This window comes from Halobacillus litoralis, from assembly GCF_009856355.1.
Classification (GTDB): Bacteria; Bacillota; Bacilli; order Bacillales; family Halobacillaceae; genus Halobacillus; species Halobacillus litoralis_B.
This window is the reverse complement of the sequence record NZ_WMEW01000020.1, coordinates 1-25,388: the sequence shown is the minus strand read 5'-3', so window position 1 is coordinate 25,388 and position 25,388 is coordinate 1. Positions and strand designations below refer to the sequence as shown.

At 48.6% G+C, this 25,388-nt stretch carries 27 protein-coding genes, 12 tRNA genes and 1 rRNA gene; 35 read left to right on the top strand and 5 right to left on the bottom strand.

Features of this window, described 5'->3' with window-relative positions; all coding sequences use genetic code 11:
• The first annotated feature begins 1 nt into the window (after position 1).
• A complete protein-coding gene (abc-f, locus tag GLV97_RS18985) occupies positions 2 to 1,837 on the top strand; it encodes a ribosomal protection-like ABC-F family protein (protein WP_160890341.1) in 1,836 nt (611 codons plus the stop codon).
• 61 nt (positions 1,838 to 1,898) lie between these two features.
• On the opposite strand, the gene GLV97_RS18980 is transcribed toward abc-f, so the two are convergent.
• Positions 1,899 to 2,990, bottom strand: a complete 1,092-nt coding sequence (locus GLV97_RS18980; protein ID WP_160890340.1) for an SDR family oxidoreductase — start codon at positions 2,988 to 2,990, stop codon at positions 1,899 to 1,901.
• Between the two features lie 192 nt (positions 2,991 to 3,182).
• Here GLV97_RS18980 and GLV97_RS18975 point away from each other — a divergent pair, with 192 nt between their 5' ends.
• The 4 genes from GLV97_RS18975 (at position 3,183) to GLV97_RS18960 (ending at position 6,012) form a co-directional block, all read left to right on the top strand.
• A complete protein-coding gene (locus GLV97_RS18975) occupies positions 3,183 to 3,461 on the top strand; it encodes a glutaredoxin family protein (RefSeq protein ID WP_160839708.1) in 279 nt (92 codons plus the stop codon).
• A 123-nt stretch (positions 3,462 to 3,584) separates the two neighbouring features.
• Positions 3,585 to 3,968 carry a YppG family protein gene (locus tag GLV97_RS18970; protein ID WP_160890339.1) on the top strand — a complete coding sequence of 128 codons (384 nt, stop codon included), beginning with the start codon at positions 3,585 to 3,587 and terminating at the stop codon, positions 3,966 to 3,968.
• A 71-nt stretch (positions 3,969 to 4,039) separates the two neighbouring features.
• Complete coding sequence (locus GLV97_RS18965) at positions 4,040 to 4,750, top strand: alpha/beta hydrolase (RefSeq protein WP_160839710.1); 711 nt, start codon at positions 4,040 to 4,042, stop codon at positions 4,748 to 4,750.
• The gene (locus GLV97_RS18960) at positions 4,747 to 6,012 is read left to right on the top strand and encodes an MFS transporter (protein WP_160890338.1); all 1,266 of its coding nucleotides are present in this window, start codon (positions 4,747 to 4,749) and stop codon (positions 6,010 to 6,012) included. Before GLV97_RS18965 ends, GLV97_RS18960 begins: the two co-directional genes overlap by 4 nt.
• 42 nt (positions 6,013 to 6,054) lie before the next feature.
• Here GLV97_RS18960 and GLV97_RS18955 read toward each other — a convergent pair whose 3' ends face one another.
• The gene (locus GLV97_RS18955; RefSeq protein ID WP_160890337.1) at positions 6,055 to 6,909 is read right to left on the bottom strand and encodes a DegV family protein; all 855 of its coding nucleotides are present in this window, start codon (positions 6,907 to 6,909) and stop codon (positions 6,055 to 6,057) included.
• 49 nt (positions 6,910 to 6,958) lie between these two features.
• Positions 6,959 to 7,876 carry a DMT family transporter gene (locus tag GLV97_RS18950; protein WP_160839713.1) on the bottom strand — a complete coding sequence of 306 codons (918 nt, stop codon included), beginning with the start codon at positions 7,874 to 7,876 and terminating at the stop codon, positions 6,959 to 6,961.
• A gap of 217 nt (positions 7,877 to 8,093) precedes the next feature.
• Between GLV97_RS18950 and GLV97_RS18945 the strand changes: the two genes are divergently transcribed.
• Positions 8,094 to 9,572, top strand: a complete 1,479-nt coding sequence (locus tag GLV97_RS18945; RefSeq protein WP_160839714.1) for a DEAD/DEAH box helicase — start codon at positions 8,094 to 8,096, stop codon at positions 9,570 to 9,572.
• A gap of 68 nt (positions 9,573 to 9,640) precedes the next feature.
• On the opposite strand, the gene GLV97_RS18940 is transcribed toward GLV97_RS18945, so the two are convergent.
• Positions 9,641 to 10,411 (bottom strand): rhomboid family intramembrane serine protease, encoded by a 771-nt coding sequence (locus GLV97_RS18940; RefSeq protein ID WP_160890336.1) that lies wholly within the window; start codon positions 10,409 to 10,411, stop codon positions 9,641 to 9,643.
• A 130-nt stretch (positions 10,412 to 10,541) separates the two neighbouring features.
• Here GLV97_RS18940 and acpS point away from each other — a divergent pair, with 130 nt between their 5' ends.
• The 15 genes from acpS to GLV97_RS18865 all read left to right on the top strand — a co-directional run bounded on the left by acpS (position 10,542) and on the right by GLV97_RS18865 (position 23,074).
• On the top strand, positions 10,542 to 10,907 hold the full coding sequence (gene acpS / locus GLV97_RS18935; RefSeq protein ID WP_160839716.1) for a holo-ACP synthase: 366 nt from the start codon (positions 10,542 to 10,544) through the stop codon (positions 10,905 to 10,907).
• 62 nt (positions 10,908 to 10,969) lie between these two features.
• The gene (locus tag GLV97_RS18930; RefSeq protein WP_160890335.1) at positions 10,970 to 12,463 is read left to right on the top strand and encodes an NAD(P)H-hydrate dehydratase; all 1,494 of its coding nucleotides are present in this window, start codon (positions 10,970 to 10,972) and stop codon (positions 12,461 to 12,463) included.
• A 42-nt stretch (positions 12,464 to 12,505) separates the two neighbouring features.
• Positions 12,506 to 13,534: a LolA family protein gene (locus GLV97_RS18925; protein ID WP_160839718.1), complete on the top strand. Its 1,029-nt coding sequence runs from the start codon at positions 12,506 to 12,508 to the stop codon at positions 13,532 to 13,534.
• 187 nt (positions 13,535 to 13,721) lie between these two features.
• Entirely contained in the window at positions 13,722 to 14,879 is a 1,158-nt protein-coding gene (gene alr / locus GLV97_RS18920) for an alanine racemase (RefSeq protein WP_160890334.1), read from the top strand.
• A gap of 160 nt (positions 14,880 to 15,039) precedes the next feature.
• Positions 15,040 to 15,321 (top strand): CopG family ribbon-helix-helix protein, encoded by a 282-nt coding sequence (locus GLV97_RS18915; protein WP_027956786.1) that lies wholly within the window; start codon positions 15,040 to 15,042, stop codon positions 15,319 to 15,321.
• A 5-nt stretch (positions 15,322 to 15,326) separates the two neighbouring features.
• Complete coding sequence (locus GLV97_RS18910; protein WP_027956785.1) at positions 15,327 to 15,677, top strand: type II toxin-antitoxin system PemK/MazF family toxin; 351 nt, start codon at positions 15,327 to 15,329, stop codon at positions 15,675 to 15,677.
• Positions 15,678 to 15,901: 224 nt separating this feature from the next.
• Positions 15,902 to 16,771 (top strand): RsbT co-antagonist protein RsbRA, encoded by an 870-nt coding sequence (locus tag GLV97_RS18905; RefSeq protein WP_160839720.1) that lies wholly within the window; start codon positions 15,902 to 15,904, stop codon positions 16,769 to 16,771.
• A 5-nt stretch (positions 16,772 to 16,776) separates the two neighbouring features.
• A complete protein-coding gene (locus GLV97_RS18900) occupies positions 16,777 to 17,133 on the top strand; it encodes an STAS domain-containing protein (protein ID WP_027956783.1) in 357 nt (118 codons plus the stop codon).
• A 2-nt stretch (positions 17,134 to 17,135) separates the two neighbouring features.
• Positions 17,136 to 17,537, top strand: coding sequence for an anti-sigma regulatory factor (locus GLV97_RS18895; protein ID WP_160839721.1), 402 nt, complete (start codon positions 17,136 to 17,138; stop codon positions 17,535 to 17,537).
• 14 nt (positions 17,538 to 17,551) lie between these two features.
• Complete coding sequence (locus GLV97_RS18890) at positions 17,552 to 18,562, top strand: PP2C family protein-serine/threonine phosphatase (protein WP_160890333.1); 1,011 nt, start codon at positions 17,552 to 17,554, stop codon at positions 18,560 to 18,562.
• Between the two features lie 62 nt (positions 18,563 to 18,624).
• The gene (locus GLV97_RS18885; protein WP_160839723.1) at positions 18,625 to 18,951 is read left to right on the top strand and encodes an STAS domain-containing protein; all 327 of its coding nucleotides are present in this window, start codon (positions 18,625 to 18,627) and stop codon (positions 18,949 to 18,951) included.
• 2 nt (positions 18,952 to 18,953) lie between these two features.
• Positions 18,954 to 19,430, top strand: coding sequence for an anti-sigma B factor RsbW (rsbW, locus tag GLV97_RS18880; RefSeq protein WP_027956779.1), 477 nt, complete (start codon positions 18,954 to 18,956; stop codon positions 19,428 to 19,430).
• The gene (sigB, locus tag GLV97_RS18875) at positions 19,402 to 20,181 is read left to right on the top strand and encodes an RNA polymerase sigma factor SigB (RefSeq protein ID WP_027956778.1); all 780 of its coding nucleotides are present in this window, start codon (positions 19,402 to 19,404) and stop codon (positions 20,179 to 20,181) included. The genes rsbW and sigB overlap by 29 nt, the downstream gene beginning before the upstream one ends.
• 20 nt (positions 20,182 to 20,201) lie before the next feature.
• Complete coding sequence (locus GLV97_RS18870; protein ID WP_160890332.1) at positions 20,202 to 20,777, top strand: SpoIIE family protein phosphatase; 576 nt, start codon at positions 20,202 to 20,204, stop codon at positions 20,775 to 20,777.
• A gap of 128 nt (positions 20,778 to 20,905) precedes the next feature.
• Positions 20,906 to 23,074: a Tex family protein gene (locus GLV97_RS18865; protein ID WP_423784981.1), complete on the top strand. Its 2,169-nt coding sequence runs from the start codon at positions 20,906 to 20,908 to the stop codon at positions 23,072 to 23,074.
• 36 nt (positions 23,075 to 23,110) lie between these two features.
• On the opposite strand, the gene cmpA is transcribed toward GLV97_RS18865, so the two are convergent.
• Positions 23,111 to 23,221 (bottom strand): cortex morphogenetic protein CmpA, encoded by a 111-nt coding sequence (gene cmpA / locus GLV97_RS18860; protein WP_156896544.1) that lies wholly within the window; start codon positions 23,219 to 23,221, stop codon positions 23,111 to 23,113.
• Between the two features lie 73 nt (positions 23,222 to 23,294).
• Between cmpA and GLV97_RS18855 the strand changes: the two genes are divergently transcribed.
• The 14 genes from GLV97_RS18855 to GLV97_RS18790 all read left to right on the top strand — a co-directional run.
• Positions 23,295 to 23,747, top strand: a complete 453-nt coding sequence (locus GLV97_RS18855; protein WP_337192773.1) for a SprT family protein — start codon at positions 23,295 to 23,297, stop codon at positions 23,745 to 23,747.
• Between the two features lie 174 nt (positions 23,748 to 23,921).
• Positions 23,922 to 23,996 (top strand) — tRNA-Asn (locus GLV97_RS18850).
• Between the two features lie 4 nt (positions 23,997 to 24,000).
• A tRNA-Ser gene (locus GLV97_RS18845) sits at positions 24,001 to 24,091 on the top strand.
• A gap of 10 nt (positions 24,092 to 24,101) precedes the next feature.
• Positions 24,102 to 24,173 (top strand) — tRNA-Glu (locus GLV97_RS18840).
• Positions 24,174 to 24,193: 20 nt separating this feature from the next.
• Positions 24,194 to 24,270: transfer RNA gene (locus GLV97_RS18835), tRNA-Asp, on the top strand.
• A 7-nt stretch (positions 24,271 to 24,277) separates the two neighbouring features.
• Positions 24,278 to 24,352: transfer RNA gene (locus GLV97_RS18830), tRNA-Gln, on the top strand.
• Between the two features lie 107 nt (positions 24,353 to 24,459).
• Positions 24,460 to 24,535: transfer RNA gene (locus GLV97_RS18825), tRNA-Lys, on the top strand.
• A 7-nt stretch (positions 24,536 to 24,542) separates the two neighbouring features.
• A tRNA-Leu gene (locus GLV97_RS18820) sits at positions 24,543 to 24,624 on the top strand.
• 39 nt (positions 24,625 to 24,663) lie between these two features.
• Positions 24,664 to 24,751: transfer RNA gene (locus tag GLV97_RS18815), tRNA-Leu, on the top strand.
• An 83-nt stretch (positions 24,752 to 24,834) separates the two neighbouring features.
• Positions 24,835 to 24,911, top strand: a tRNA-Arg gene (locus tag GLV97_RS18810).
• Between the two features lie 6 nt (positions 24,912 to 24,917).
• Positions 24,918 to 24,994, top strand: a tRNA-Pro gene (locus GLV97_RS18805).
• Between the two features lie 23 nt (positions 24,995 to 25,017).
• Positions 25,018 to 25,091, top strand: a tRNA-Gly gene (locus tag GLV97_RS18800).
• Between the two features lie 17 nt (positions 25,092 to 25,108).
• A tRNA-Ile gene (locus tag GLV97_RS18795) sits at positions 25,109 to 25,185 on the top strand.
• A gap of 114 nt (positions 25,186 to 25,299) precedes the next feature.
• A 16S ribosomal RNA gene (locus GLV97_RS18790) occupies positions 25,300 to 25,388 on the top strand; the annotation flags it as partial.

The window sequence follows — 25,388 nt, the reverse complement described above, 5'->3', positions numbered from 1 at the left end:
ATTGATCATAACCCTTAAACATATCTATAAAATCATTGGCGGCGAAATTTTATTTGAAAACTTGAACATGGAAATTAAAGGAAGCCAGCGTGTCGGTCTTGTCGGAAGGAACGGAAGTGGGAAGTCCACCTTGTTCAATATTCTGACCAAAGAAGAAGCGGTCGATGGGGGCGACGTATTTATCCAGAAGGGAGCCGCCATCGGATGCTTAAAACAGATGCCGTCCCATTGGACACGGTCCGGCCGGGAATATCTGCGATCAGCTTTTCAGGAACTTTTGGAAATAGAGGCAGAGATGAAAGCGCTGGAACAGAAAATGATGGTTCCAGAACATATGGAGGAAGCCGTTGAGCGGTATGGCAGCCTGCAGGAGCAGTTTGCAGACCGAGGGGGCTACGAGGTGGAGTCTTCCATTCGTCAGGTGGCACACGGGTTAAAGGTCCACCATCTCCTCGATCAGCCCTTCGATACGTTGAGCGGGGGAGAAAAGACGAAGCTTGGTCTTGCGAAACTGCTGCTGGAAAAGCCGGATGTGCTGCTGTTGGATGAACCGACCAACCATCTGGATTTGAAAGCAGTCGAGTGGCTGGAAGGGTTTCTCCAGCAATATCCCGGAACGCTCTGCATCATCTCCCACGACCGTTTTTTTCTCGACCGTGTGGTCACGGATATTCTGGATCTTGATTCCGGAAGCGTGGAAAGTTATAAGGGGAATTACTCGTCCTTTGAAAAGCAGAAGGAAGAAAAGCTGTTGATCGATTTTCACCATTATGAAGAACAGCAGAAAAAGATCAAGAAAATGAAGGATGCGGTCCGCCGGTTGAGACAGTGGGCGAATGAGGCTTCCCCTCCAAGCGAAAAATTGTTCAAAAAAGCGAAAAGTATGGAGCGTGCGCTGGGTTGGATGGAGAAAATCGATAAGCCTGTCATGGATCCGAAACGAATGAAGCTTTCCCTCGAAGCGGGAGGCCGTTCAGGTAAAGATGTCTTTATCGTGGATGGCGGAAGAAAGGCCTATGGGGAGTCCGTCATTCTCAAAGGGTTCAACCTGCACGTCCGGTATCAGGACCGCCTGGCCGTTGTCGGATCGAATGGCAGTGGAAAGTCTACACTGCTCCGCCTCCTTCTTGAAGAGGAACGGCTGGATGAAGGGACTATCAAACGGGCACCTGGAATGAAAATCGGCTATCTTCCTCAACATCCGCTCAAGGAGGCGGACCCAGATCAGCGGATGATCGATTTTTACCGCACCTCTATCCGTGTAACAGAAGGAGAGGCGCGCAGTCAGCTGGCCGGTTTTTTATTTTACGGCTATGATGTTTTCCGGAAGATCCGTCATTTGAGCGGCGGGGAACAGATGCGCCTGAAGCTCGCCATCTTCATGCAGCAGGACCTTCATGTACTGCTGCTCGATGAACCGACCAACCATCTGGATATTGAATCCCAGGAGGTTTTGGAAGAAGCGCTTGGTCGCTTCTCCGGCACGGTGATCGGGGTTTCCCATGACCGTCATTTTCTCAACCGGTGCTTTCAGGAGACGATGTATCTGGCCGGAGGCAGAGGATACCGGTACTCGGGGACGTATGAAGAGACGAAGCACCACTGGCCGGATGAGAAAGAAGAGGAAGCTGAAAAGGAGCTGCCCCCTGAAACTGTGGAAGAGACCGCTTCATTGGAAGATCAGATTGCGGGGCTCGAAGAAGAGGGCGCCCGTTTGGAGAAGGAACTGGAGAACGCACCTTCTTCAGAAGTGGAAAGGCTGAAACAGAAGAAACAGAAGCTTGATGCCAGGCTGGAGGCGTTGTATGAAAGCTGGCTGGAAGAAGCGGCTGAATGAACAGAAGCTGGAGGGCGTCCTCCAGCTTCTGTTTGTTTTCCAATTGTGAGCTTTATCTTGTTTATAATAGAGAGGCATGTTTGGCTGGATCGTTTTTATGTTCCTCATAATAACGGATAAGGGGCTGCGTATAGTAGAATAAATCCGGGCAGTACAGGCCGGAAGACTTTAAATCGTTCTCCGCATTCGATGCCTCATAATCAGCGCCGGTTTCAAAGTAGTCGAGCGCTTCTCTTCGAATGCCGAGCTTTCTGCGGATTTGTTTCAGCTTTAACGGCTGGCGGGCAGCTGAAAGGGGTACCGTCAGATGAGGCTGTTTATCAGCATACAAGTGCGTGAAGTGATGATAGATGTCCTTTGCCGTATAGGGATGAGGGTCTGTCAGGTGATAGGTTTTTCCTTCTCTTTCCGGAAGGTGGGTGAGAACATTGGCTGCCTGGACGACATAATCGTGCGGAACGAGATTCACCCGTGCTTTTCCTTTTCCGAAATAAGGGACTACAGGAAGGGACTTCAGTACATTCAGCAGGTTCAAGATATAGTAGGGGCCATCGAACTTCGCTGTCGAACCTGTCCGTGTATGGCCGACAACGATTCCCGGCCGGACAATGGTTATGGGCAGAATCCGGTATTCGCGTACAAGCTTTTCTGCTTCATATTTCGTGTATTCATAATGATTCTTGAAACCATGATTATGCTCCAGTTCATGTTCATAAACGGGCCCTTGTCTTCTGCCGGACACGTAGGCGGTACTGAAATACAAGCAGCGGTTCAATCCGGTGCAGCCTTGCAGAAAGCGGAGGACTTCTCGTGTCCCCTGGACATTTACCTGAAGCGCAGGAGCGAGAGGTACGGCCAGATCATATAGGGCAGCCAGGTGATAAAAATGAGTGAGCTCCTGCTTCAGCTTCTGAGCCGTTTTCGCATCGAGCCCGAGATTTTTCTTTGTAATGTCCCCGCTCAGGAGGGTGATGCGGCTCGGATCCACGGCTGGATCCTCGAGACAGTCAAGCAGCCGCCTGCGGGCTTCCTTTTCAGTATGAGATAAGTGAAGAAGGTAGATATGCTCCACCCGGCGGGTGCGGAACAAGTCCTTCAGAAGCTCAACTGCCAGAAAACCGGGGAAACCTGTAAATACATACGTATGTGTCATAGAACCGCCTCCATTTTGTTTTTATTTCCTTTCGGGATAAGGGGAGGGAATTCCTTTTCCTCTATGGGGAAAAAGGGGGATTAAAGATAAAGGATATGTGGTAAATATAGGTGAGGAATAGACGTTTAAACTCAATGGATCAGGGTAAAAAGCTGTATGAACGTTTATTGAACCGGCATGAGGAGGGGAGCCATGGGAAACCAGAATGTTGTTGTGTACACCAGTCGCGATTGTGCCTCTTGTAACCAGGTCATGGATTTACTGAATGAGTGGAATATAGATTTTGAGGAACGGAACGTATCGGAAAACCGTACTTATTTTAAGGAACTTCAGGGGAAGGGTGTCTACGGAACCCCGGCCACCTTTGTCGATGATCACCGTGTGTTAGGCTTTCAGAAACGTAAACTCCAGCAGGTATTGGGGTTGAGGGAAGATATATATGCCCAAGCGGACTCATTTAACTTTTCATAAATAAAGGAAACAAGTGATGAGAGTCACTTGTTTTTTTATCGTTTCGCGTACGGGGCGATTGCGCCTCACTTTTTTACCGGCTTTGTCATAGGCTGAAGTAAATACGTTAAAGGTGGCACAGTCATGTACCCATATTATTCCTATCCTTACTATGAGAACTGGTACCGGTATCCGGCTCCTCCTGTGTACAGCCAGGATACTTACCCGCAGGCTTATTATCAGGGGAATGCCTTCTATCCGTATCAAGGAGGCGCCTCCTACGGCTATCCGTATTACCAGGTGAATAGTAACCCTTACTCCGGTTATACTGAAACCGGGAATGAAGGCGGTCCCTCCTCTTTTCAACCCGCAGCAGCAGGGAAGAGTGTGATCGGCTATTTTCAAAACGAAGAGGGTCAATTTGATTTTGATAAAATGATGAATACCACCGGTCAGGTGATGAAGACCGTTCAACAAGTCAGTCCGATCGTCAAAGGCATCGGCACCTTTGTGAAGGGGATCAAATAGACGCGCTGCCGATGTCAGCGCGTTTTCTTTCTTCCATATTGAAAAAACTGCAGGATGCGGAGGAAAAGGTTATGAGCATTGGATGTTTGTGTATTCACGGGTATACGGGAAGCCCGGAGGAAGTGCAGCCGCTCGTCGATTTTCTGGAAGCGAGAACGGATTGGGAAATCACCAACCCGACCCTGCCCGGCCATGGGGAGGATCTCGACTTGGAAGGTCACTATTATCAGGAGTGGATTGCAGCTGCTGAACTGGCGCTTCTGGATTTGATGAAACGACACAATGAAGTGTATATCGTTGGGTTCTCCATGGGGGGGATGATTGCGGCTTATTTAACAGCTAAATACCGGATCGACCGGCTCGTGCTGCTTTCAGCTGCTGGAAAATACGTAAGCCTGCCGCAGATGGTGAAGGATGTGCTGGAGATGGCCGGAGATGCGTGGAATGGTGTGCTGGCAGACAATGAGCTGTTCCGGCGCTATCAGAAGAAACTCCGGGACACCTACGTGTTCTCAACCGTTGAATTCATGAAATGTGTTCAATTCACACGTCCCTATTTAAGAGAAGTGACCTGCCCCGTCCTGATTATCCAAGGGGAGTTGGACGGCATGGTCCCTAAAGCAGCCGCGGATTATTTAGAGGAGGAAATTCCGTCAGAAGAAAAAGAGGTCGTCTTTTTGAAGCAGTCCAAGCACCTTATCTGCCACGGGGATGACCGGGACGAACTGTTCAACAGAGTGCTCGAGTTTATCGGCAGTGCTCAGCGGGAGGGGGTAACATGAATCATAGAAAAGACGGATCACCCTTTTATTATGGATGGGTGATCGTTTTTATTGCGGGTTTGAGCGTGTTTTTCTCAGGGCCGGGGCAGACGTATTCCATCTCCATTTTCATCGATTATTACATAGAGGATTTTGATTACACACGATCGCTTGTCTCCGGTATTTATTCCGGAGCTACTCTGGCGGCAGGACTGACGTTATTTTTGATGGGGCGTCTGATTGACCGTTTCGGCCAGCGGGTGATGATGATCACTGTCGGGACTTGTCTGGCACTGGCACTCTTCTGGAATGCTTTTTTATCAGGCACAGTGATGATGTTCATCGGCTTCTTCCTGATCCGGCTGTTCGGACAGGGGTCGATGACGCTGATTCCGAATACACTCGTTCCGCAATGGTTCATCCGGAAAAGAGGACGGGCTCTCAGCGTCATGGCTGTTGGAGGATTTGCAAGCTCCGCTCTGCTGCCCCCGTTGAATACGTGGCTGATAGAAGCATTCGGCTGGAGGATGACATGGGGGATCTGGGGGACGGCTCTTTTGGTGATTTTTGTACCGCTCGCCTTTTTCCTTGTAAGAAACCGGCCGGAAGATACAGGCGACGTGCCTGATGGCAGCCGGAAACCTTCAGACGGGCAGGAGGTTAAAAATCCGAATGTTGAAGGGAATGAAAAAAACTGGACATTGAAAGAAGCCATGGCCACCAGGGCTTTTTGGTTCATTTTGTTTTGTGTAACGGTTCCTGCGCTCGTCAATACAGCGATTACGTTTCATATGGTGTCCATTATGGAACTGCGCAGTCTTGATGCCGGCGTTGCAGCGATGGTGTTGACGCTGATGGCCGTGGTCGGTTTTCCGGTCACCTTTGTCAGTGGGTGGCTTGTTGACCGGTTCAAGGTCCACTATATTCTGGCCGTTACATTTTTCGGACATCTTTTGACGCTGCTGCTTCTGCTGGTGACGGACTCCTGGGCGGCTGCTGTTGGCTTTGGCTGTTTATGGGGAGTAGTGAACGGATTTGAGCGGATTGTGTTGAACATCGTCTGGCCGAATTATTTCGGACGTGCCCACCTAGGGAGCATTAAGGGGCTTGCTCAGACCGTGATGGTCGTTGGTTCCGCTCTGGGGCCGCTTCCTTTCGGTATTTTTTTTGACTGGCTTGGAGGTTATCAGGAAATCATACTGCTTACCATGTTGTTTCCAGTCACCGCAGTGGTTCTGGCTCTGCTCTCTCCGCAGCCTGATTATGAAACCTATCATGGATAAAAAAACACCGTATGCCGGCTCCGGCATACGGTGTTTGTATTTTTAATCCTTGAAAAAGGCGATGGCGAGGCCGCCTTCACCTGCATAAGTAGCAATCAACGGCCCCATATCCATAAACAGGCTTTCCTTGAATGGATAGCGGTCCTTGATCATCTGAAGCACTTGATTCCCGCGTTCTGCATCATTGGAATGGGAAAGGGCAATGACCCGGTCTTCGAAGGAATGGGCGTATTCCCCGATCTGATCCACGAAACGGCGGATCGATTTTTTGTTTCCCCGTACCTTTTCCGTTACTTCCACAGCCCCGATTTCACTTGCTTTCATTAGAAGCTTGATGTTCAAGGTCTTGGCGAGCGCGCCCTTGACTTTATCGAGGCGGCCGCCTTTGATGACGTTTTCCAATGTTTTCAAAATGAACAGCGTAATCGTATTCTCGATGCGGTCCTCCATGTGGGCGACAAGCTCATCGAAGGATACCCCATCATCCATTTTCTTTCCTGCTTCATCTACAAGGAGGGCGATGCCGCAGGAAGCTGTTTTCGTGTTCAGGACAGCGATCCGGCGGTCCGGCTCTTCTTCAAGCAGCATGTTTTTACCGATTTCAGCACTTTCGTACGTGCTGCTCAGTCCATGGCTGATGGCAAGGACGAGGATATTTGTAGATGGATCCAAGCGTTTATAGGTTTCATAAAAATCATTCGGACTCGGGGAAGAAGACCCGGGAAGCTCGTCTGAATTTCTCATTTTTGTATAGAATGTCTCCAGATCAATGGTTTCCTCGGATTTATAATGCTCATCCCCGAAATGAATATTTAAAGGGACAGAGAGAATATTGTGCTTCTCCATCATTCCCGGCGCGACATCTCCGCCGCCATCGATGATTAGTTGTGTAGTCATTCAGTCACCTGCTCTCAAAATATCGTCTTTCCAGTATACCAGATTCGGTTCAGGGTTCTTTTTTCACTTCATGGGTTAATGTAGGCTCGACTTTCTTTGTCGTACTTAAAATAAACATCATCAAGCCGAATAAAACGATGGATCCACCGAGCCACTGAACCCATGTAATGGATTCCTTGAGGATCCAGTAAGCTAAAAGAGACGCTCCGATCGGCTCGAGAAGAACCGCCATGGATATGGAGGCGGCGCTCAACCATCTCAGTGTCCAATTGAACAGCGAATGTCCGAAGAAGGTCGGAATCACGGCCAGGGCCAGGAAAATGAACCATTGTTCCCCGGAGTATCCTGTGAAGGAAACGCCCGCGGCCAGGTTATAGAGACCGAGGGTTACGGCTGCCATTCCGTAAGCAATCAGTGTATAGGTGAGAAGGGACAGCCGCTGGCGGAGGCTCTGACCAAGCAGGAAGTAACCAGTTACCGTAACCGCTCCAAGCAGCGCCAGAATGTCGCCGGCCAGTGCCATTCCGCTCAGCTGGAAATCCCCCCATCCAATGATGACGCTGCCAATCAATGTAATGAAAAGGCTGAGAATGGCTCCGACAGTGAATCGTTCCCGGAAAAACAGATAGGCGCCCGTAAAAGCGAAGACGGGCTGCAGGGAAACGAGTAGAACGGAGCTTGCCACGGATGTATATTTTAGGGATTGAAACCAGAAGATAAAGTGAAAGGCGAGAAAAATTCCTGAGATCGTGGCCAGGAGCCAATCTTTTTTATGGATGTGTTTGAATTCACCGGAATGTTTCCATAATACATAAGGGGCCATCAGACCAGCGGCAAGCAGCAGCCGGTAGAATGCCGTCATTGAAGCAGGGGCGTCGCCCGCAAGCTTGACGAAAATGGCCGAGGTGGATATGGAAACCACTCCGATAAACAGAATTAAATAAGGATGCACCGGAGGCTTTTCCAATCTAGCCCTCCTCTGGTATAGGTCGGTTTTTAATCATTTTATCATTATTGGGTTTGAAAAGCATAGCGGAAATGTGTAGAATATAGTGTGTTAAATATGTTATGATGAATAAATCTATCAGGCAGATACCAGAGAAGCCTCTCCCGTTTCCTGTGGCAGAAGGCTTTTTTTACATGGATATAGGTAGAAGATTTAAACATAAAGGAGTAGGAATTAAGTGACAACATTCGAATCACTAGGATTATCAAAGCCGATTCTCAAATCATTGGACGTAATGGGCTTTGAAGAAACCACACCAATTCAAGAACAGACGATCCCTCTAGGACTGGAAGGGAAAGACGTGATTGGGCAGGCTCAGACAGGTACGGGTAAGACGGCGGCATTCGGTATTCCGATGCTTGAAAAAATCAACAAACAGGTGAAAGGTGTTCAAGGTCTTGTCATCGCCCCGACAAGAGAACTGGCTATTCAGGTAGCTGAAGAAATGAACCGCCTTGGTAAAGGGAAAGGCGCACGCGTTCTTCCGATTTACGGTGGATCCAATATGGAGCGCCAGATCCGTGCGTTGAAGAACAACCACATCGTGGTAGCGACACCTGGACGTTTACTTGACCACATTCGTCGTAAAACGATTAAACTGGAGAACGTGCACACAGCTGTCCTTGATGAAGCGGACGAAATGCTGAACATGGGCTTCATCGATGATATCCGCGACATTCTGAAGGCTCTTCCAGAAGAACGCCAGACACTCTTGTTCTCTGCAACCATGCCGAAAGAAATCCGCGACATCGCAACAACTCTTATGAACGATCCGGAAGAAGTCAAAGTAAAAGCGAAGGAAATGACGGTGGAAAACATCGAGCAGTTCTTCGTGGAAGTTCCGGAAAAGCACAAATTTGATACACTGACGCGTCTGCTTGATATTCATGATCCAGCATTAGCGATCGTCTTCGGTCGTACGAAGCGTCGTGTAGACGAAGTCGCTGACGGTCTTCAAGCGCGCGGATTCAGCGCAGAAGGCATTCATGGTGACCTGACTCAAGGGAAGCGTATGTCTACATTGAACAAGTTCAAGCGTGGACGTATCGAAATCCTTGTAGCTACAGACGTGGCAGCCCGCGGACTGGATATCTCTGAAGTTTCCCACGTGTACAACTTCGATATTCCACAGGACCCGGAAAGCTATGTACACCGTATCGGCCGTACAGGTCGTGCCGGACGTAAAGGGGAGTCTGTCTCCTTCGTAACACCACGTGAAAAAGATCAGCTTAACTTGATCGAAAAAATCACGAAGAAAAAAGTGGAGCGTCTGAAAGTGCCTTCTTCTGAAGAAGCTGCACGCGGTCAGCAGAAAGTGGCTGTCGAAAAGATTGCTGAAACAGTGAACAACAATGACTTGAACAACTACAAGAATGCAGCGGAAGAACTGCTTGAGCGCTATGAGCCTTCAGATCTTATCGCAGCAGCTCTTAAGATGATGACAAAAGAGCGCAGTGAAGTTCCTGTGAACCTGTCCTATGTTGCACCAATCAGTGTGAAAAACGCTCAGCGTGACAAAGGCAAGAAAAAAGGCGGCTACCGCAAAGGCGGCGGCAACCGTAACTTCAACAACAAGAACAAAAACAAATCCCGCAACCGCAACTTCAGCGGTAAAGGCGGCAAGCGCGGCAGCTACCAAAACAAAGGCCGCAGCTAATAAATAAAAAGATCCGCTTCCTATCTGTCAGGAAGCGGATCTTTTTTTGTTTCAAGCGGCCGCCTGTATTACAGCGACCGGTTCACAAGTGCAAACAAGGCAAGAAAAATGATGATGCCCCACAGCAGGTATCTGCCGATGCGGCCACGGCCGTACCGTCGTTTTTTCCACCGGTTAGGGTCAAACGAAATCTCGTCACTGTCCCGGCTGGAATGACGGGTGCGGATCTGCCAGAGAGAAAACGGGCGGGCTTTTTTCAGAATGGCAGGAGCGATGGCGAAACCGCCGATCAAGCCGAAGAGGTGACCGAGAATGTTAATGTTCTGGCGGGTAAAGGTCATGAAAAGCCCAAGGGCAAAAATGACGATGATAATCTGCGCGTTGGCCTGGTCGATTAAATGCTTCCGGAACAGCACCATGAACACGTACACTCCGAAAATCCCGAAGATGGCTCCGGAGGCCCCGAGGTGCGCGTAGTACGCATCAGGGTTGACGATGAATGTGCCGATGTTGCCGGCGATGCCGGCGGCCAGGTACATGACGATAAATCTCACGCGGCCGAGCATCTGTTCAAGTGCAGGTCCGAACAGGACAAGGGAAAAGGAATTGAATAAGGCGTGCATGAAGCCGGCGTGCAGAAAGATGGGGGTCAGCAGTCTCCAGTACTCTCCATTTAACACGAGTACGTTGACGCCGATTCCCCACTGCTTCAAATCCACAGCAAAGCCCAGCTGAAGGAAATCAGCAAGCAGCCATAGACCGAAATGAATTCCGACGAGCGCGGAAACCACTGGATAAAATCTCAGAAACTCTTTAAAGCTCTCTGTTCGTAAAAACATGACATTCGTCTCCTTTATGATGTCTTGTTATCTAAAAGTGTAGTCCCATCACCATCTGCGTATTCTTTTTTTAACAAAGGTACGTTGGGGTATACTGGTGATAGATTGATATGGAAAAGGAAGATGCGGTGTGATCAAAGGAATTGGAATCGATATGGTCGAAATCGATCGTATTAAACAAAGTATAAAGCGTCAGCCGCGCTTTGTTCAAAGAATATTAACAGAAAATGAATATCAGCGCTGTCTGGCTCTCCAGGAACAGCGGCAGGCAGAGTTTGCTGCCGGGCGCTTCGCAGCCAAGGAAGCCTTCGCGAAGGCAGCAGGTACCGGCATCGGAGCACTCAGTTTTCAGGATATGGAAATCCTCGCTTCAGAAAATGGGGCGCCGCTTATGACGGCAAAGGGCTATGAAACGTGCCGTATCTGGGTGTCGATCACCCACAGCCGGAGTCATGCAGTGGCCCAGGTGGTTTTGGAAGAGGCCGGTCGGGAATAGTCAGGCAAGACATAATTGAACCGCTTGTCTCATAACATGTAATGCGGGTAGGAGGGAACGAATTGGATATTGTAACCGCACAAGAGATGTACGAACGGGATCAGGCTGCGGCAGAGGCCGGTCTGGCAGGACCAATGCTTATGGAGAATGCCGGACGTGCGGCCGCCTGTGATCTGGTCAGACACATTCAGAAATCGGACAGGATCATCGTATGGATAGGTGCCGGGAGCAATGGCGGAGACGGTTTCGTGATTGCACGTACCCTTTTGAACCTTGGGTACACGGTCGAGGCTGTGCAGGTTGTTCCGGATGACAAAATCAAGGGAGACGCAGCTGTGCATAAGCAGATCTTCCAAGCTTCCGGTCACACAGTGAAAAAATGGACGGATGTGGAAGACGCGGAAGAGTATCTGCGACGCGCGGATGTTTCTATAGACGCCATGCTCGGCATCGGTGTCCGGGGTGATCTGCGTGAACCTTATAACCAAATCGTCCGGTACTGCAATGAGGCTCCTCTGCTTCGTCTTGCCGTCGACCTCCCAACCGGCGTTCCTGCGGATGAAGGAGTAGAGGAGTTCACGGCCTACAAAGCCGATTATACATCGGTGATCGAGGCTCCGAAACTGAGTGCGTTTCTCCAGCATACACAGCCCTGGTACGGGCAGTGGTCTGTCGTTGAAATCGGCATTCCGCCAAAAACCGCTCCTTCTGTGAATCGGCGTTTGTGGACGGTGGATGATGTGAAGCAGACACTTCCTTCCCGTGATGACCATTCGCATAAAGGTTCCCACGGCAGGGGTCTGGTCATTGGAGGTTCGGTTCTAATGCCGGGGTCTGCCGCGATGACATCACGGGCTGCGCTTAGAAGCGGAGCTGGATTGGTTGCCATCGCCACGGAGGAAGGGGCGGTTCCATCCATTTCCCCTTATATCCAGGAGGCCACATTTGTCCAGAGGGACACGCTGGATTTGTCTGCATACGATGGTGTGGCGGCTGGCATGGGTATCGGAAGGGGAGAAGCTTCTCAAGAGCTGATCCGCCACGCTGTTACTCATACCGACGTCCCCTTATTGATTGATGCGGACGGGTTGTATGTGCTGAAAGACTTTCTCGGTGAATTGGAAAAGAGGACGGCTCCGACCATCCTTACCCCGCACCCGGGAGAGTTTGCCCATCTGACCGGCTTGTCGATCAAGGAGGTCCTGCTTTCTCCGTTTTCTCTGGCCGAAGCGTTTGCCCGCAGGTATGGGGTTTACCTCGTCCTGAAAGGTCCGTCGACCATCATTACGGCGCCGGATGGAGAGCAGCGCGTGGATGCCACAGGGAATGCAGGGCTTGCTAAAGGCGGCAGTGGAGATGCCCTGGCGGGCATTCTGCTTTCGATGCTGATGCAGTCCACATCCACGTTGGACGGACTCAGCAGTGGCTGCGTCCTGCACGGATACACAGCGGATCAACTCGTACAGCAGGGCCATTCAAAAGTGGACCTGCTGGCCACCGATGTCATTGACGGGCTGTCCCATACCTTTCGTACACTCTCTTCATCCATAACATAACGTTCCCTTTGTCCATAAGTAGAGACAAAGGAGTGGAGTCTGATGCAAAGACGTTTTCTGATCCTTTTATTCAGCCTGTTCATCCTGGGGGCTCTGACCGCGTGCGGCTCCCAGTCAAAAGAGGATGTAATCAAGAAGCTTGAGAAACAGACAGAAGAGATGGCGGGTTATAAAACGGAAGCGAACATGAAGATGCGCACAGGCAAGGAAGAGCAGAAGTATCACATTCAAGTGTGGCACAAGAAAGACGATTACTACCGCGTCAAACTTCAGAACGATCAGGATGAAAAGGGGAGCCAGGTCATTCTGAAAAACGATACCGGTGTCTATGTTCTCACTCCGGCTTTGAATAAGAGTTTCAAATTCCAGAGTGACTGGCCGCAGAATACAAGTCAGCCCTATTTATTTGCTTCTCTTCTAAATGATATCAAGGCCGATCCGGAAGCGGAATTCACAGCAACGGAAAACTATTTTAAATTCAAGACGAAAACCAACTATCAAAATAACAAAACACTCCCTTACCAGGAAATTTATTTCGATAAAAAATCCTACCAGCCCGTTATGGTCAAAGTCTTTGATCAGGATATGAATGCGCTCGTAGAAGTTTCGTTTGCGAACTTCACTAAGGATGACTCGCTGAAAAAAGAGGATTTTGATGTAGACAAAAATATGGCGATGTCCCCAGCTGAGGCTCCGGTAGCGAACATGGAAGGAGCGGATGAGGAGCTGGAGGAAGTGCTGTATCCGCAGGAAACCTTCGGTGCAGAGCTTGCGGAAGAGCGGGAAGTGAAGACAGATGACGGCAGACGTATGATCATGACCTATGCCGGAGACAAGAACTTCACACTCGTTCAGGAAAAGGCGGAAGTGCAGCCGGCAAGCGCCCAGTACTCGGTTCATGTGAATGGGGATCCGGTGCAGCTGGATGACGGCGTCATTGGGGCGCTGGAGCATAACCGTCTGGAGTGGAGCCATAATGGAACGACCTACCAGCTTGCCAGCAACGAGCTGACCCAGGAAGAAATGGTCGCCGTGGCCAGTTCCATCAACCATGGAGCTATGGTGAAATAGATGAAGGGTGGAGCAGGCGGTATCGTCTGCTTTTATTTTCTTTATAAAAAAGCCGCAGGTGCCGTTCAGCGCTCTGCGGCTTTTTTATGGAGGGAGGCTGTCGGGAGAAGGGGGGCGGTGCCCATTTGACAGCGGGGAATGTTCCGCTCAATAATAATAGGATAGAAAAAGGAGAGGAGCGGGCAAGGTGCAGCAGGACAGATACTATAGAGATTCGATAGCGGAAATTGATTTATCAGCGATAGAAGCAAATATTCAACAATTGAGGCGCAGGCTCCCCTCTGAAACAGGGATTTATGCGGTCGTCAAAGCAGATGCTTACGGTCACGGCGATGTGCAGGTCGCAGCGGAAGCTCTGCGCGCAGGTGCGGCCGGACTGGCAGTTGCCATTATGGATGAAGCGCTCAAGCTTCGGGATGCAGGGATGGAGGCCCCGATTCTTGTGATGGGATGGACGCGCCCGGAAGACGCTCCGCTGGCGGCGGCCAACGACATCACGGTTACGGTTTTTCAGGAAGAATGGCTGCATCAGGTGCAGACGGCCGAGTGTGAGAAGCCGCTGTCCATTCATTTGAAGCTGGATACAGGAATGGGAAGAATCGGTGTCCGTGATACGGAGGAAATGGACGGTGTCCTGCGGGCTGTCAAAGCCGATGATACGTTCAGGCTGACCGGCATCTTCACTCATTTTGCCACCGCTGATGATGAGGATACGGATTACTATCAGCAGCAGGCGGACGAATTTCAGCGATTGGCAGAGCATTTTAAGAGGAATTGGCCGGAAGATGTCGAAATACATACGAGTAACAGTGCAGCAAGTATGCGTTTTCCTGAGCGGATGGACCACTTTGTCCGTTTCGGGATCAGCATGTACGGACTTTATCCCTCCGAAGATGTGAAGCAGGAGCGGCCTGTAGAATTGACCCCGGCCTTTTCCCTGACCAGCTGTCTTGTGCACGTGAAACGGGTGGGTCCCGGAGAATCGATCAGCTACGGAGCGACGTATACGACAGAAAAAGAAGAATGGATCGGAACCGTTCCATTGGGTTATGCCGATGGCTGGATCCGCCGCCTGCAGGGCATGGAAGTCCTCGTCGACGGGAAACGCCATCCGATTGTCGGAAGAATCTGCATGGATCAATTCATGATTCAGCTGGATCAGGAATATCCTATAGGGACAAAGGTTACCTTAATTGGTAAACAGGGGAATGACGAAATCACGGCGGATGAAATAGCTGCCTGGCTGGATACCATCAATTATGAAATTCCCTGTATCATCAGCCACAGGGTTCCCCGTGTATACCGGAAAGACGGGAAGACGATTGAAGTAAGAAATACGTTGTGACAGGAAAGAAGAGGTTTAGGACAAATCTCCCGATGTAAGGATGGAAAGCAGCCCAATACACAAAAAAATTCCAACACGCCTTTGCAATGGACACTCCCGTTTGATAAGATTAGAGTGGACTATTTGACTGGTTTCTTTTGAGAGAAGATGGTGGAGGTGTATGGTTTTGTCCGACAGCATGCAGGAGATTGTCATCCGGATTCCGGATAACCTACTCAATGAAGTGGATGGCTTCATTCAACTCGATAACAGTGATCGGAGCGATTTCATGTGTCAAGCAACTAAAATGTATTTGCGTGAGAAAAAACAACGTCATATTCGGGAATCGATGCGAAGAGGTTATATGGAAATGGCGAAAATCAATTTAAACATCGCTTCAGAAGCGTTTCAAGCTGAAGAGGAGGCCGAACACACCCTGGAGCAATTAGTGAGCGGGGTGTGAAGCCTGTGATAGTCAAACGAGGTGACGTTTATTTCGCTGATTTGTCCCCGGTTGTGGGATCCGAACAAGGCGGCGTTCGTCCTGTACTCATCCTTCAGAATGACATTGGTAATCGCTTCAGCCCGACCGTAATCATTGCCGCGATTACAGCGCAAATACAAAAAGCCAAACTTCCTACTCACGTTGAAATCAATGCAGAAAAATATGGGTTCGAGCGAAATTCTGTGATCCTATTGGAGCAAATCAGAACGATTGACAAGCAGCGTTTGACCGACAAGATCACCCAATTGGACGAACCGATGATGCAGCAGGTGAATAAATCCCTGCAGGTCAGCCTCGGTTTGATCGACTTCTAACTTACCTTTTTTCTTTTTTTTAAATAAAGTTGCCTGGTTTGCAGGCGGCTTTATTTTTTTTGTCGAATGTAGTTTATAATAGAAATACAGAGGGTATTGATGTTGGCATGTTTTTTTACAAACGGATTGGTGTTATTACCTGACCTTTTTTGTTAACATTATACCCAGATAGCAAAAGCAGCAGTTGAAAATATGAAATGGTATCAATGGCGGAGGGTTCGATAATGGATGAACGATTAAAAAACGTAGTGCTGGAACACAGCGACGATATTGTCAATATGTGGTTGAAGGAAGTTGATGCTCATAAAAAGAATGATTATACATCAACGATTTCTGAGGAAATGTTTGAAAATACGAACCGGGAGTTCGTGAACGTCATATTTTCAAGCATAGAAAAACAGGGGTTATCCTCGGATCTGGATGATTTTTCTGAACGCCTCATCAATCTTGGCTGGCCTTTGAGCTACCTGACGGACGGTATGCAGGTATTCCGCCGTGTTGTAACGGATTTTATTCTCAAGCAGTCGGAAAAGGTTGATTCCGATCATTTTTCTGAAATTCTGAGAGAAGTGGACGGATGGGTGGATCCGATCATCAACCGTCTCGTCAATGAGTATTCAGGAAGCTGGGAGCACATCGTTTCACTGCAGCGGGTGGCTCTGCAGGAATTATCAGCACCGCTGATCCCTGTGATGGATAACATCACGATCATGCCGTTGATCGGTACGATTGATACGGAAAGAGCCAAGCTGATCATGGAAAACCTGCTGGATGGCGTGATTAAGCATAATGCGGAAGTCGTGCTGATCGACATTACGGGTGTGCCGGTTGTCGATACGATGGTGGCGCATCACATTATCCAGGCGGCAGAAGCGGTCCGTTTGATCGGTTCACGCTGTATTCTCGTCGGAATACGCCCGGAAATTGCACAGACGATCGTCAATCTCGGTATCGATCTTGGGAAGTTCCCGACGAAGAGTTCCCTCCGCAAAGGCTTCCAATCAGCTCTTGAGCTGACAAACCGCCGTATTGAGGACACTCGTTCCAACGACCAGGACATTGAAAAACTGATTGATTCGCTAGATGGGGAGTGAAACGAATGAGGATACCTATATTAAAGCTTCATAACTACCTGTTGATTTCTATTCAAATCGACCTTGATGATCAGACGGCTATCCAGTTCCAGGAAGACCTGTTGAAAAAAATCCATGAGAGTGGAGCTACAGGTGTCGTCATTGACCTGACTTCTGTCGACATTATCGATTCGTTTATTGCTAAAGTACTCGGCGATGTCGTAACGATGTCAGATTTAATGGGGGCAAAAGTAGTGCTGACTGGAATTCAGCCTGCGGTAGCCATGACGCTGATCGATTTGGGCATTCATATGCAGGATGTTCCTACAGCTTTAGATCTAGAACAAGGATTGATTAAACTTCGCCAGGAATTGGAGGAGTGAATATGGATTTTCAATCCTGTGTGAACATACAAAAGGAGTGGGACATTGTCGGAGCAAGGCAGCTGGGCCGTGATATCTCCAGGAAGATCGGCTTCGGTACCGTTGATCAGGCAAGAATCGCCACTGCCATCTCGGAATTAGCGAGAAACATCTATTTATATGCAGGGACCGGAAAAGTGTGTTTTGAAACGCTTGAGGACATGAATAAAAAAGGCATCCGCATCGTTGCCATGGACGAAGGACCTGGGATTCAGGATATCAGCCAGGTCATGGAGGACGGCTTTACGACTTCCGGAGGACTGGGGGCAGGCCTGCCCGGCGTAAAGCGGCTGATGGATGAGTTCGATATTATATCCCAGGTAGGGGAAGGTACAGAAATCAAGGTTGTGAAATGGCTCCGTTAGAGGAGGTATAAACGATGAGTACATTAAAACTCGACTTGGAAAATTATAAAGAGCTGCTGCAGGAGTATATTAATACGAAAGATGAGCAGGCTCTGTATCAGGCAGAGCAGTTCAGTAAATACTCCATGCAGCAGAATATATCACCGGAAGAAATTATTAACGTGCACATTCAATCATTACAGGAAATATACCCGGATATGCCGGAGTATATTCAAACATCCATGAATTTCCTTTTAGAAACCATGATTTCCTATGGTCTCGCCTATCAGGAATATCAGACTCTCCGGGAGAAACAGCTGGAGCTCAAGTCGGAGATATCGGTTGCAGCCAATATGCAGAAAACACTCCTGTCCACGGTGAAGCCGGATATTGATGAACTGGATGTCGGAGCACTCAGTGTACCGGCTAAACAGATGAACGGTGACTATCACCATTTTGTCCATGACGAGAAAGGCGGGCTGGGTATAGCGGTGGCTGACGTCATCGGAAAAGGAGTTCCGGCCGCTTTGTGCATGTCCATGATCAAATATTCCATGGACAGTTTCTCGGAGATGCAGACTGACCCGAATGTCATCCTGGGCAGCTTGAACCGGGTCGTCGAACGGAATGTCGATGCAAGCATGTTCATTACAATGTTCTATGGCTTGTATAACAATAACAATCATACGTTTACTTATGCTTCTGCCGGTCATGAGCCGGGCTTTTATTATCATAAGGATACGGACGAATTTGAAGAGATTGATGCTCCGGGCCTTGTTCTCGGTGTGTCCCCTGAAATCACCTATACCCAGTATGAGAAAAAGGTGGAGAAGGGCGATATGATCGTCCTCTTGACCGATGGCGTGACAGAATGCCGCACGGGTGACCGTTTTATCGAGCAGGAAGAAGTGCTCCATGTCATCAAGCAGTATTCCCATCTGCCTGCACAGGGCATCGTTGACCAGGTGTACAAGCACTTTGAGCGCCTCCAGGACTTCCATCTGCGTGATGACTTTACGTTGATCATCCTGAGAAGGAATGTTTAACGTTTTGTTAATCCGGGTACTGGCTATTTAGGTTACTTTTCAGCAACACGGGAGGGATATTTATGAATTTATCGATAGATGTGACAAAAAATGACGGCGTGGCGAACGTAATGCTTGGCGGAGAAGTCGATGCATTCACGGCGCCCCAGCTTAAAGAAACGCTGCTTCCATTGACGAAGGAGCAGGATGTCGTTGAAGTGAATCTTCAAGATGTGAACTATATGGATTCCACAGGACTGGGCGTGTTTATCAGTGCCCTGAAAGCGACGAAGGAAAACGACAGCACGCTCCGCCTCGTTCATATGCAGGATCGTGTCTACCGTCTGTTTAAAATTACCGGGCTGACTGAAATTATGAACATTGATTCTACAGTGCAAGGTGGAATGTAATGATGGAACCATTTGATTTTGTTGAAGTGAAGGTGCCTGCGAAAGCGGAATACATCGGAGTTGTGCGTCTGAGCACGTCCGGGATTGCCAACCGCATGGGCTTTTCGTATGAAGATATCGAAGATTTGAAGGTGGCTATTTCAGAAGCGATTACCAATGCTGTCAAACATGCCTATAAAGAAACGGGTGAAGGTGAAATCACCATCGGTTTCGGTGTTTATCAGGACAGGCTTGAGGTAATGGTGGCCGATCACGGCGGAAGCTTCAACCTTGGTGAAGTGAAAGAGGACATCGGACCTTATAAACAGGACGGTGATATTGAAGAGCTCCGCGAAGGCGGATTTGGCCTGTTTTTGATTGATGCCTTAATGGATAAAGTCGAAATCAACAGTAAATATGGAGTGATTGTATTAATGACAAAATACCTCCATGAAACCGGGGTGGGTCAAAATGGCGACCAGATCACAACACCACAATGAAGAAATTTACGAATGGATTGCCTACTTACAGGAGAATCCGAAAGATGAGGCTGTACAGGAGAAAGTGGTCCTTGTTTATAAGGACCTTGTAGAGTCCATCGCCCGTAAATATTCGAAGAACAGTACGATTCATGAAGACCTCGTCCAGGTAGGGATGCTGGGTCTGCTGGCAGCAATCCGCAGGTATGATAAGGATTTCGGGAAATCGTTCGAATCGTTCGCGATCCCGACCATCATCGGCGAGATTAAACGCTTCATCCGCGATAAGACGTGGAGTGTACATGTCCCCCGCCGGATCAAGGAACTAGGTCCGAAGATCAAAAAAGCAGCTGAAGAACTGACGAATATTCAGCAGCGTTCTCCATCCGTCCTTGAGATTGCCGAGTACCTGGAGGTCTCCGAAGAGGATGTACTGGAAACGATGGAAATGGGTAAAAGCTACAAGGCCCTTTCTGTGGACCGGAAAATCGAAGCAGATTCAGATGGAAGTACCGTCACGATTCTCGACCTTATCGGGAATCAGGATGAAGGATACTCCAATATCGATCAGCGGATGCTGCTGGAAAAGGTCCTGCCGATCTTGAGTGAACGTGAACAGGAGATTCTGCAGTGCACGTATTTTGAAAACATGAGTCAGAAAGATACAGGCGAGCGGCTTGGCATTTCCCAGATGCACGTATCCCGGCTGCAGAGACGGGCGCTGCGTAAATTGAGGGAAGCTCTCCAGTCGGAATCGGTTGAGGTGTTCTAGTGGAAAAGGGGAACGAACGGGTGGAGTTATCTGTCTTCCAAAAAGCAAAAAAAGGGAATTATTACTGTGGCGACAGTTATTTTTACCGTGAAACAGATGATGCGTTCCTTTGTGCACTGGCTGATGGCCTCGGCAGTGGAGAGATGGCGATGGAATCTTCAAAAGCGGTCATGGAAATCATTGAAGATCACCCTTCTCTTTCTGTAGAGGCGCTCGTGAAAAAGTGTAATGAAGTGCTGGTCGGAAAACGCGGAGTTGTGCTCGGTATTTTGAAAATCGATTACAGCGGAATGACGTATTCGTATTCTTCCATCGGGAATATCGGGGTCATTACTGTAGATCCTGACGGCAAACGACACCGGAATATCCCACTTGCAGGGTATTTATCTGGCTATTCCAGATCGCTGAGGGTTACTCACGGGAAAATCCAGAAAGGAATGATTTTTCTGATGTTCTCTGACGGAGTAAATGACCGCCGGTTGTCTGCAAAGCTGACACACGTACGAAACGCGGAAGAGATTACGACCTTGTACAAAAATCTCTACGGCCAAAACCGCGAGGACGATACAACATTAATAGCGATGGTTTATCACTAACAATCCTTATTCTTCGGTTTATATCCGGGAATAGGGATTTTTTATTCGAAGAGCAGCCCTGAAACAAGAAGGTAAACGCTTCTTTGTTTTGTTACAATAAGAGGGACGTCATTGAAGGAGGTCTTTTTTTGAGTGATTGGAAAAACAGCCCGGAGCTGATCAAATCAGTAGCCGGACAAATGAAGCTGAAAGATAGTATTATTCAGCAGGTGATTCAGCTGCTGAACGAAGGAAATACCGTGCCGTTCATCGCCCGTTATCGTAAGGAGATGACCGGTGGACTTGATGAAGTTCAAATTAAGTCTATTGAAGATCAGTGGAATTATGCCGTCAACCTTGCTGAACGTAAGGAAGAAGTTGTTCGTTTAATTGACGAGCAGGGGAAATTAACGGATGGATTGAAAGCCGACATAGAGAAAGCAGAAAAACTCCAGAACGTGGAGGATCTCTACCGACCATATAAGCAGAAAAGGAGAACCCGAGCCACAGCAGCGAAGGAGAAGGGGCTTGAACCCCTGGCCCTGAAAGTCTGGAAACAGGAGGAATTTGCCTTTGCATCGGAGGCGGAGACCTATGTTTCTGAAGAGCAGGAGCTGCTGTCCGTTGAGGATGTGCGAGCCGGCGTCAATGATATTCTGGCGGAATGGATTTCGGAGGATGCAGCATTTCGTGAAAGAATTCGTAAACAGACGCACGAAAAGGGGACCATCGCATCTGCGGAGAAAGACAAGGCCAAAGATGAAAAAGGCGTCTTTGAAATGTACTACGATTACCAGGAACCCGTCCGGTCGATGGCTTCCCACCGTGTGCTGGCTGTAAACCGTGGGGAAAAGGAAGGTATCATTAAGGTATCCGTCCAGCCGCCCGAAGACAGTATTAAGCAGTACCTTGAAAAAGAAGTGGTGAACCGGGGAACAACCGGGGCACTCAGAGATATTTTGACGGAGGCCATCCAGGACAGCTATAAGCGATTGATCCAGCCTTCTGTGGAAAGAGAAATCCGCAATGCCCTTTCTGAAGTGGCGGAAGAGCAGGCGATTGATGTGTTCTCCAGTAACCTGAGAAGCCTTCTGCTTCAACCACCGCTGAAAGGGAAAGTCGTCCTTGGTGTGGACCCGGCATATCGGACCGGTTGTAAGCTTGCTGTCATCGATGAGACGGGGAAGGTGCTTGACATTGGAGTCATATATCCAACGGCCCCTAAAAAGGATACCAAAGGTGCAGAAAAGAAACTCCTTGCTTTAATGGATCAGTATCAGATGGAGCTTATCGCCATAGGGAACGGAACAGCCTCCCGGGAAACGGAACAGTTTATCGCAGATATGATTCAGAAGCACAGCTGGGAAGCTTCCTATATGATTGTGAATGAAGCAGGGGCCAGTGTATATTCAGCGTCCAAGCTTGCCCGGGAAGAATTTCCGGATTTCCAAGTGGAAGAGAGAAGTGCTGTATCCATTGCCCGCCGCGTTCAGGACCCATTGGCGGAATTGGTGAAAATCGATCCGAAATCGATTGGTGTCGGACAGTACCAGCACGATGTTACCCAGAAGAAATTGAATGAGTCTCTGACGTTCGTCGTAGAAACGGCGGTTAACCAGGTGGGTGTGAATGTGAACACTGCCTCCGCTTCGCTTCTTCAATATGTATCCGGTTTGAGTAAAACAGTGGCGAACAACATCGTGAAGAAGCGGGAGGAACTCGGAAAGTTCTCGAAGCGCAGCGAACTCAAGGACATACCTAGACTTGGAGCCAAAACCTTTGAGCAGAGTATCGGATTTCTCCGTGTGCTGGAGGGGGAAGAACCGCTCGACCGGACGTCCATTCACCCGGAAAGTTATCAGGCAACGAGAAAGCTGCTTCAGAACATTGGATTTACGAGTAAGGACCTTGGAGATGCCCAGTTGAGTGAAGAACTGAAGCAGTTGGATATGACGTCCGCTTCGGAAGAGTACGGTATAGGGACACTCACACTCACAGACATCCAAAAAGCTTTGATCCAGCCGGGCCGTGATCCACGTGATGATCTTCCTAAGCCATTGTTGAAGACCAACGTTCTTTCCATGGAGGATCTGGAAGAGGGGATGGAACTGGAAGGAACCGTCCGTAACGTCGTCGATTTTGGGGCCTTCGTCGACATCGGTGTGAAACAGGATGGGCTTGTCCATATTTCCAAACTGGCAGACAAATTCGTCAAACATCCGATGGACATGGTTTCTGTCGGAGACGTTGTTACGGTATGGGTGGACAAAGTGGATGTCCAGAAACAGAGGATTGCCCTGACGATGATTTCTCAATAGGAGCGGTATACCTGGGAGCTGCGGCTTCCGGGTATTTTATTTATAGAGGTGCTGATAATAGTACCAGCACTGATTGAGCAGCTTAATCTGATATTTGTCTTTATTGAAAAAAGCACGCTCCATCTGTACTTTTAACCAGGAAGGCATGGCGGACAGCTCCTTTCTGTTCCTCTTTTTAAGTACGTATGATACAGTATGCACAGAACAAGGAGGTGTGCTTGTGCAGTCGTTGACCCAACAGCAGCTGGCAGTGTGGACAGACAAGTTATCCAGAAAATACTTTGACAAACCATTTGTAGATGATGTATACTTCAACTCTCGTCTTCGAACGACAGGTGGACGATACATTCCTTCAAAAAAAACCATTGAAATCAACCCCAAGTATGTTGTAGAATTGGATGGTGCTGAATTAGAAGGGATTATCAAACATGAATTGTGTCATTACCACCTTCATATAGAAGGAAAAGGTTTTGGACATGGCGACCCTGAATTCAAAGATCTTTTACATAAAACAGGATCTCCGAGGTTCTGTGCGCAGCTTCCTTCTGACAAAAAGAAAGGCTTTCACCTTTATGAGTGTGTCCAGTGCGGACAGACTTATCAACGAAAGAGGAAAGTAGATACGAAAAAGTATCACTGCGGGAAATGTAAAGGCCGTTTAAAAAAGAAGTAAAAATTGTGTTGACGAACAACTTCACACATGTTAAATTAAATAAGCCTTAACAAAACAACCCAGAAAAACGCAAGAAACAACAATTTTTTACGAAAAAGGGTTTGACATTGAAGGCAGGATGTTATAAGATATTAAACGTCGCCGATAAACGAGCGGCACAAATTGAGACATTATTCCAACGTAGCTCAGTGGTAGAGCAATCGGCTGTTAACCGATCGGTCGTAGGTTCGAATCCTACCGTTGGAGCCATTACGGAGAAGTACTCAAGTGGCTGAAGAGGCGCCCCTGCTAAGGGTGTAGGTCGCGTAAGCGGCGCGAGGGTTCAAATCCCTCCTTCTCCGCCATTTTCTTAATGGCCCGTTGGTCAAGTGGTTAAGACACCGCCCTTTCACGGCGGTAACACGGGTTCGAATCCCGTACGGGTCACTTTACATCACCCTTTAAGGGGTCCGGTAGTTCAGTTGGTTAGAATGCCTGCCTGTCACGCAGGAGGTCGCGGGTTCGAGTCCCGTCCGGACCGCCACTATTTTTGGGCCATAGCCAAGCGGTAAGGCAACGGTTTTTGGTACCGTCATGCGCTGGTTCGAATCCAGCTGGCCCAGCCATTTTTTCTTCGAAAAAAGGTTGACAACATTGTTAATAAGATGTATGATTGTTCTTGTGCTTTTAAAAAGAACAAGTCATTTCCAAGTGTAATAGATTCCTTTCTTTAGAGCCATTAGCTCAGCTGGTAGAGCATCTGACTTTTAATCAGAGGGTCGAAGGTTCGAATCCTTCATGGCTCACCATTTATTTGCGGGTGTGGTGGAATTGGCAGACACGCTAGATTTAGGATCTAGTGCTTCACGGCGTGGGGGTTCAAGTCCCTCCACCCGCACTTTAATTACCATGATCAGCATTCCATTATTATGATGCTGCGGTCGTGGCGGAATCGGCAGACGCGCTAGGTTGAGGGCCTAGTGGGAGTTAATCCCGTGGAGGTTCAAGTCCTCTCGACCGCACCAACTATTTTAAAAAAGTTGTTGCAATCAACACGGAAACGTGTTAAGATAGAAAAGTCGCTTTCAACGCAAAGCTATTATAAAATGCGCCCGTAGCTCAATTGGATAGAGCGTCTGACTACGGATCAGAAGGTTAGGGGTTCGACTCCTCTCGGGCGCGCCATTTTAACGGGAAGTAGCTCAGCTTGGTAGAGCACTTGGTTTGGGACCAAGGGGTCGCAGGTTCGAATCCTGTCTTCCCGACCATCGAGAAATACAACATGATATATGCGGGTGTAGTTTAGTGGTAAAACCTCAGCCTTCCAAGCTGATGATGAGGGTTCGATTCCCTTCACCCGCTCCATTATTCAATCACCATTGGGGCCTGTAGCTCAGTTGGTTAGAGCGCACGCCTGATAAGCGTGAGGTCGGTGGTTCAAGTCCACTCAGGCCCACCATTATTTGATCTTTGAAAACTGAACGAACCAACCAGTACGTCAAAACATTTCTTCTTTAATGAAGAAATGTGAAACAAAGCACATTCGGTGTGCAGATGAGCAAGTCAAACTACTTTTATGGAGAGTTTGATCCTGGCTCAGGACGAACGCTGGCGGCGTGCCTAATACATGCAAGTCGAGCGCGGGAAGCGAGCGGATCCCTT

Bases quoted from the DNA above. Each gene is read 5' to 3' on its own strand.
- GLV97_RS18915 (WP_027956786.1), top strand. From the start codon at position 15,040: ATGGTTTTGTCCGACAGCATGCAGGAGATTGTCATCCGGATTCCGGAT.
- GLV97_RS18940 (WP_160890336.1), bottom strand. From the start codon at position 10,411: ATGTTTTTACGAACAGAGAGCTTTAAAGAGTTTCTGAGATTTTATCCA.
- GLV97_RS18905 (WP_160839720.1), top strand. From the start codon at position 15,902: ATGGATGAACGATTAAAAAACGTAGTGCTGGAACACAGCGACGATATT.
- GLV97_RS18980 (WP_160890340.1), bottom strand. From the start codon at position 2,990: ATGACACATACGTATGTATTTACAGGTTTCCCCGGTTTTCTGGCAGTT.
- GLV97_RS18925 (WP_160839718.1), top strand. From the start codon at position 12,506: ATGCAAAGACGTTTTCTGATCCTTTTATTCAGCCTGTTCATCCTGGGG.
- GLV97_RS18970 (WP_160890339.1), top strand. From the start codon at position 3,585: ATGTACCCATATTATTCCTATCCTTACTATGAGAACTGGTACCGGTAT.
- sigB (WP_027956778.1), top strand. From the start codon at position 19,402: ATGGCGACCAGATCACAACACCACAATGAAGAAATTTACGAATGGATT.
- GLV97_RS18885 (WP_160839723.1), top strand. From the start codon at position 18,625: ATGAATTTATCGATAGATGTGACAAAAAATGACGGCGTGGCGAACGTA.
- GLV97_RS18900 (WP_027956783.1), top strand. From the start codon at position 16,777: ATGAGGATACCTATATTAAAGCTTCATAACTACCTGTTGATTTCTATT.
- GLV97_RS18965 (WP_160839710.1), top strand. From the start codon at position 4,040: ATGAGCATTGGATGTTTGTGTATTCACGGGTATACGGGAAGCCCGGAG.
- GLV97_RS18955 (WP_160890337.1), bottom strand. From the start codon at position 6,909: ATGACTACACAACTAATCATCGATGGCGGCGGAGATGTCGCGCCGGGA.
- rsbW (WP_027956779.1), top strand. From the start codon at position 18,954: ATGGAACCATTTGATTTTGTTGAAGTGAAGGTGCCTGCGAAAGCGGAA.
- GLV97_RS18960 (WP_160890338.1), top strand. From the start codon at position 4,747: ATGAATCATAGAAAAGACGGATCACCCTTTTATTATGGATGGGTGATC.
- GLV97_RS18890 (WP_160890333.1), top strand. From the start codon at position 17,552: ATGAGTACATTAAAACTCGACTTGGAAAATTATAAAGAGCTGCTGCAG.
- GLV97_RS18975 (WP_160839708.1), top strand. From the start codon at position 3,183: ATGGGAAACCAGAATGTTGTTGTGTACACCAGTCGCGATTGTGCCTCT.
- GLV97_RS18895 (WP_160839721.1), top strand. From the start codon at position 17,136: ATGGATTTTCAATCCTGTGTGAACATACAAAAGGAGTGGGACATTGTC.
- cmpA (WP_156896544.1), bottom strand. From the start codon at position 23,221: ATGCCTTCCTGGTTAAAAGTACAGATGGAGCGTGCTTTTTTCAATAAA.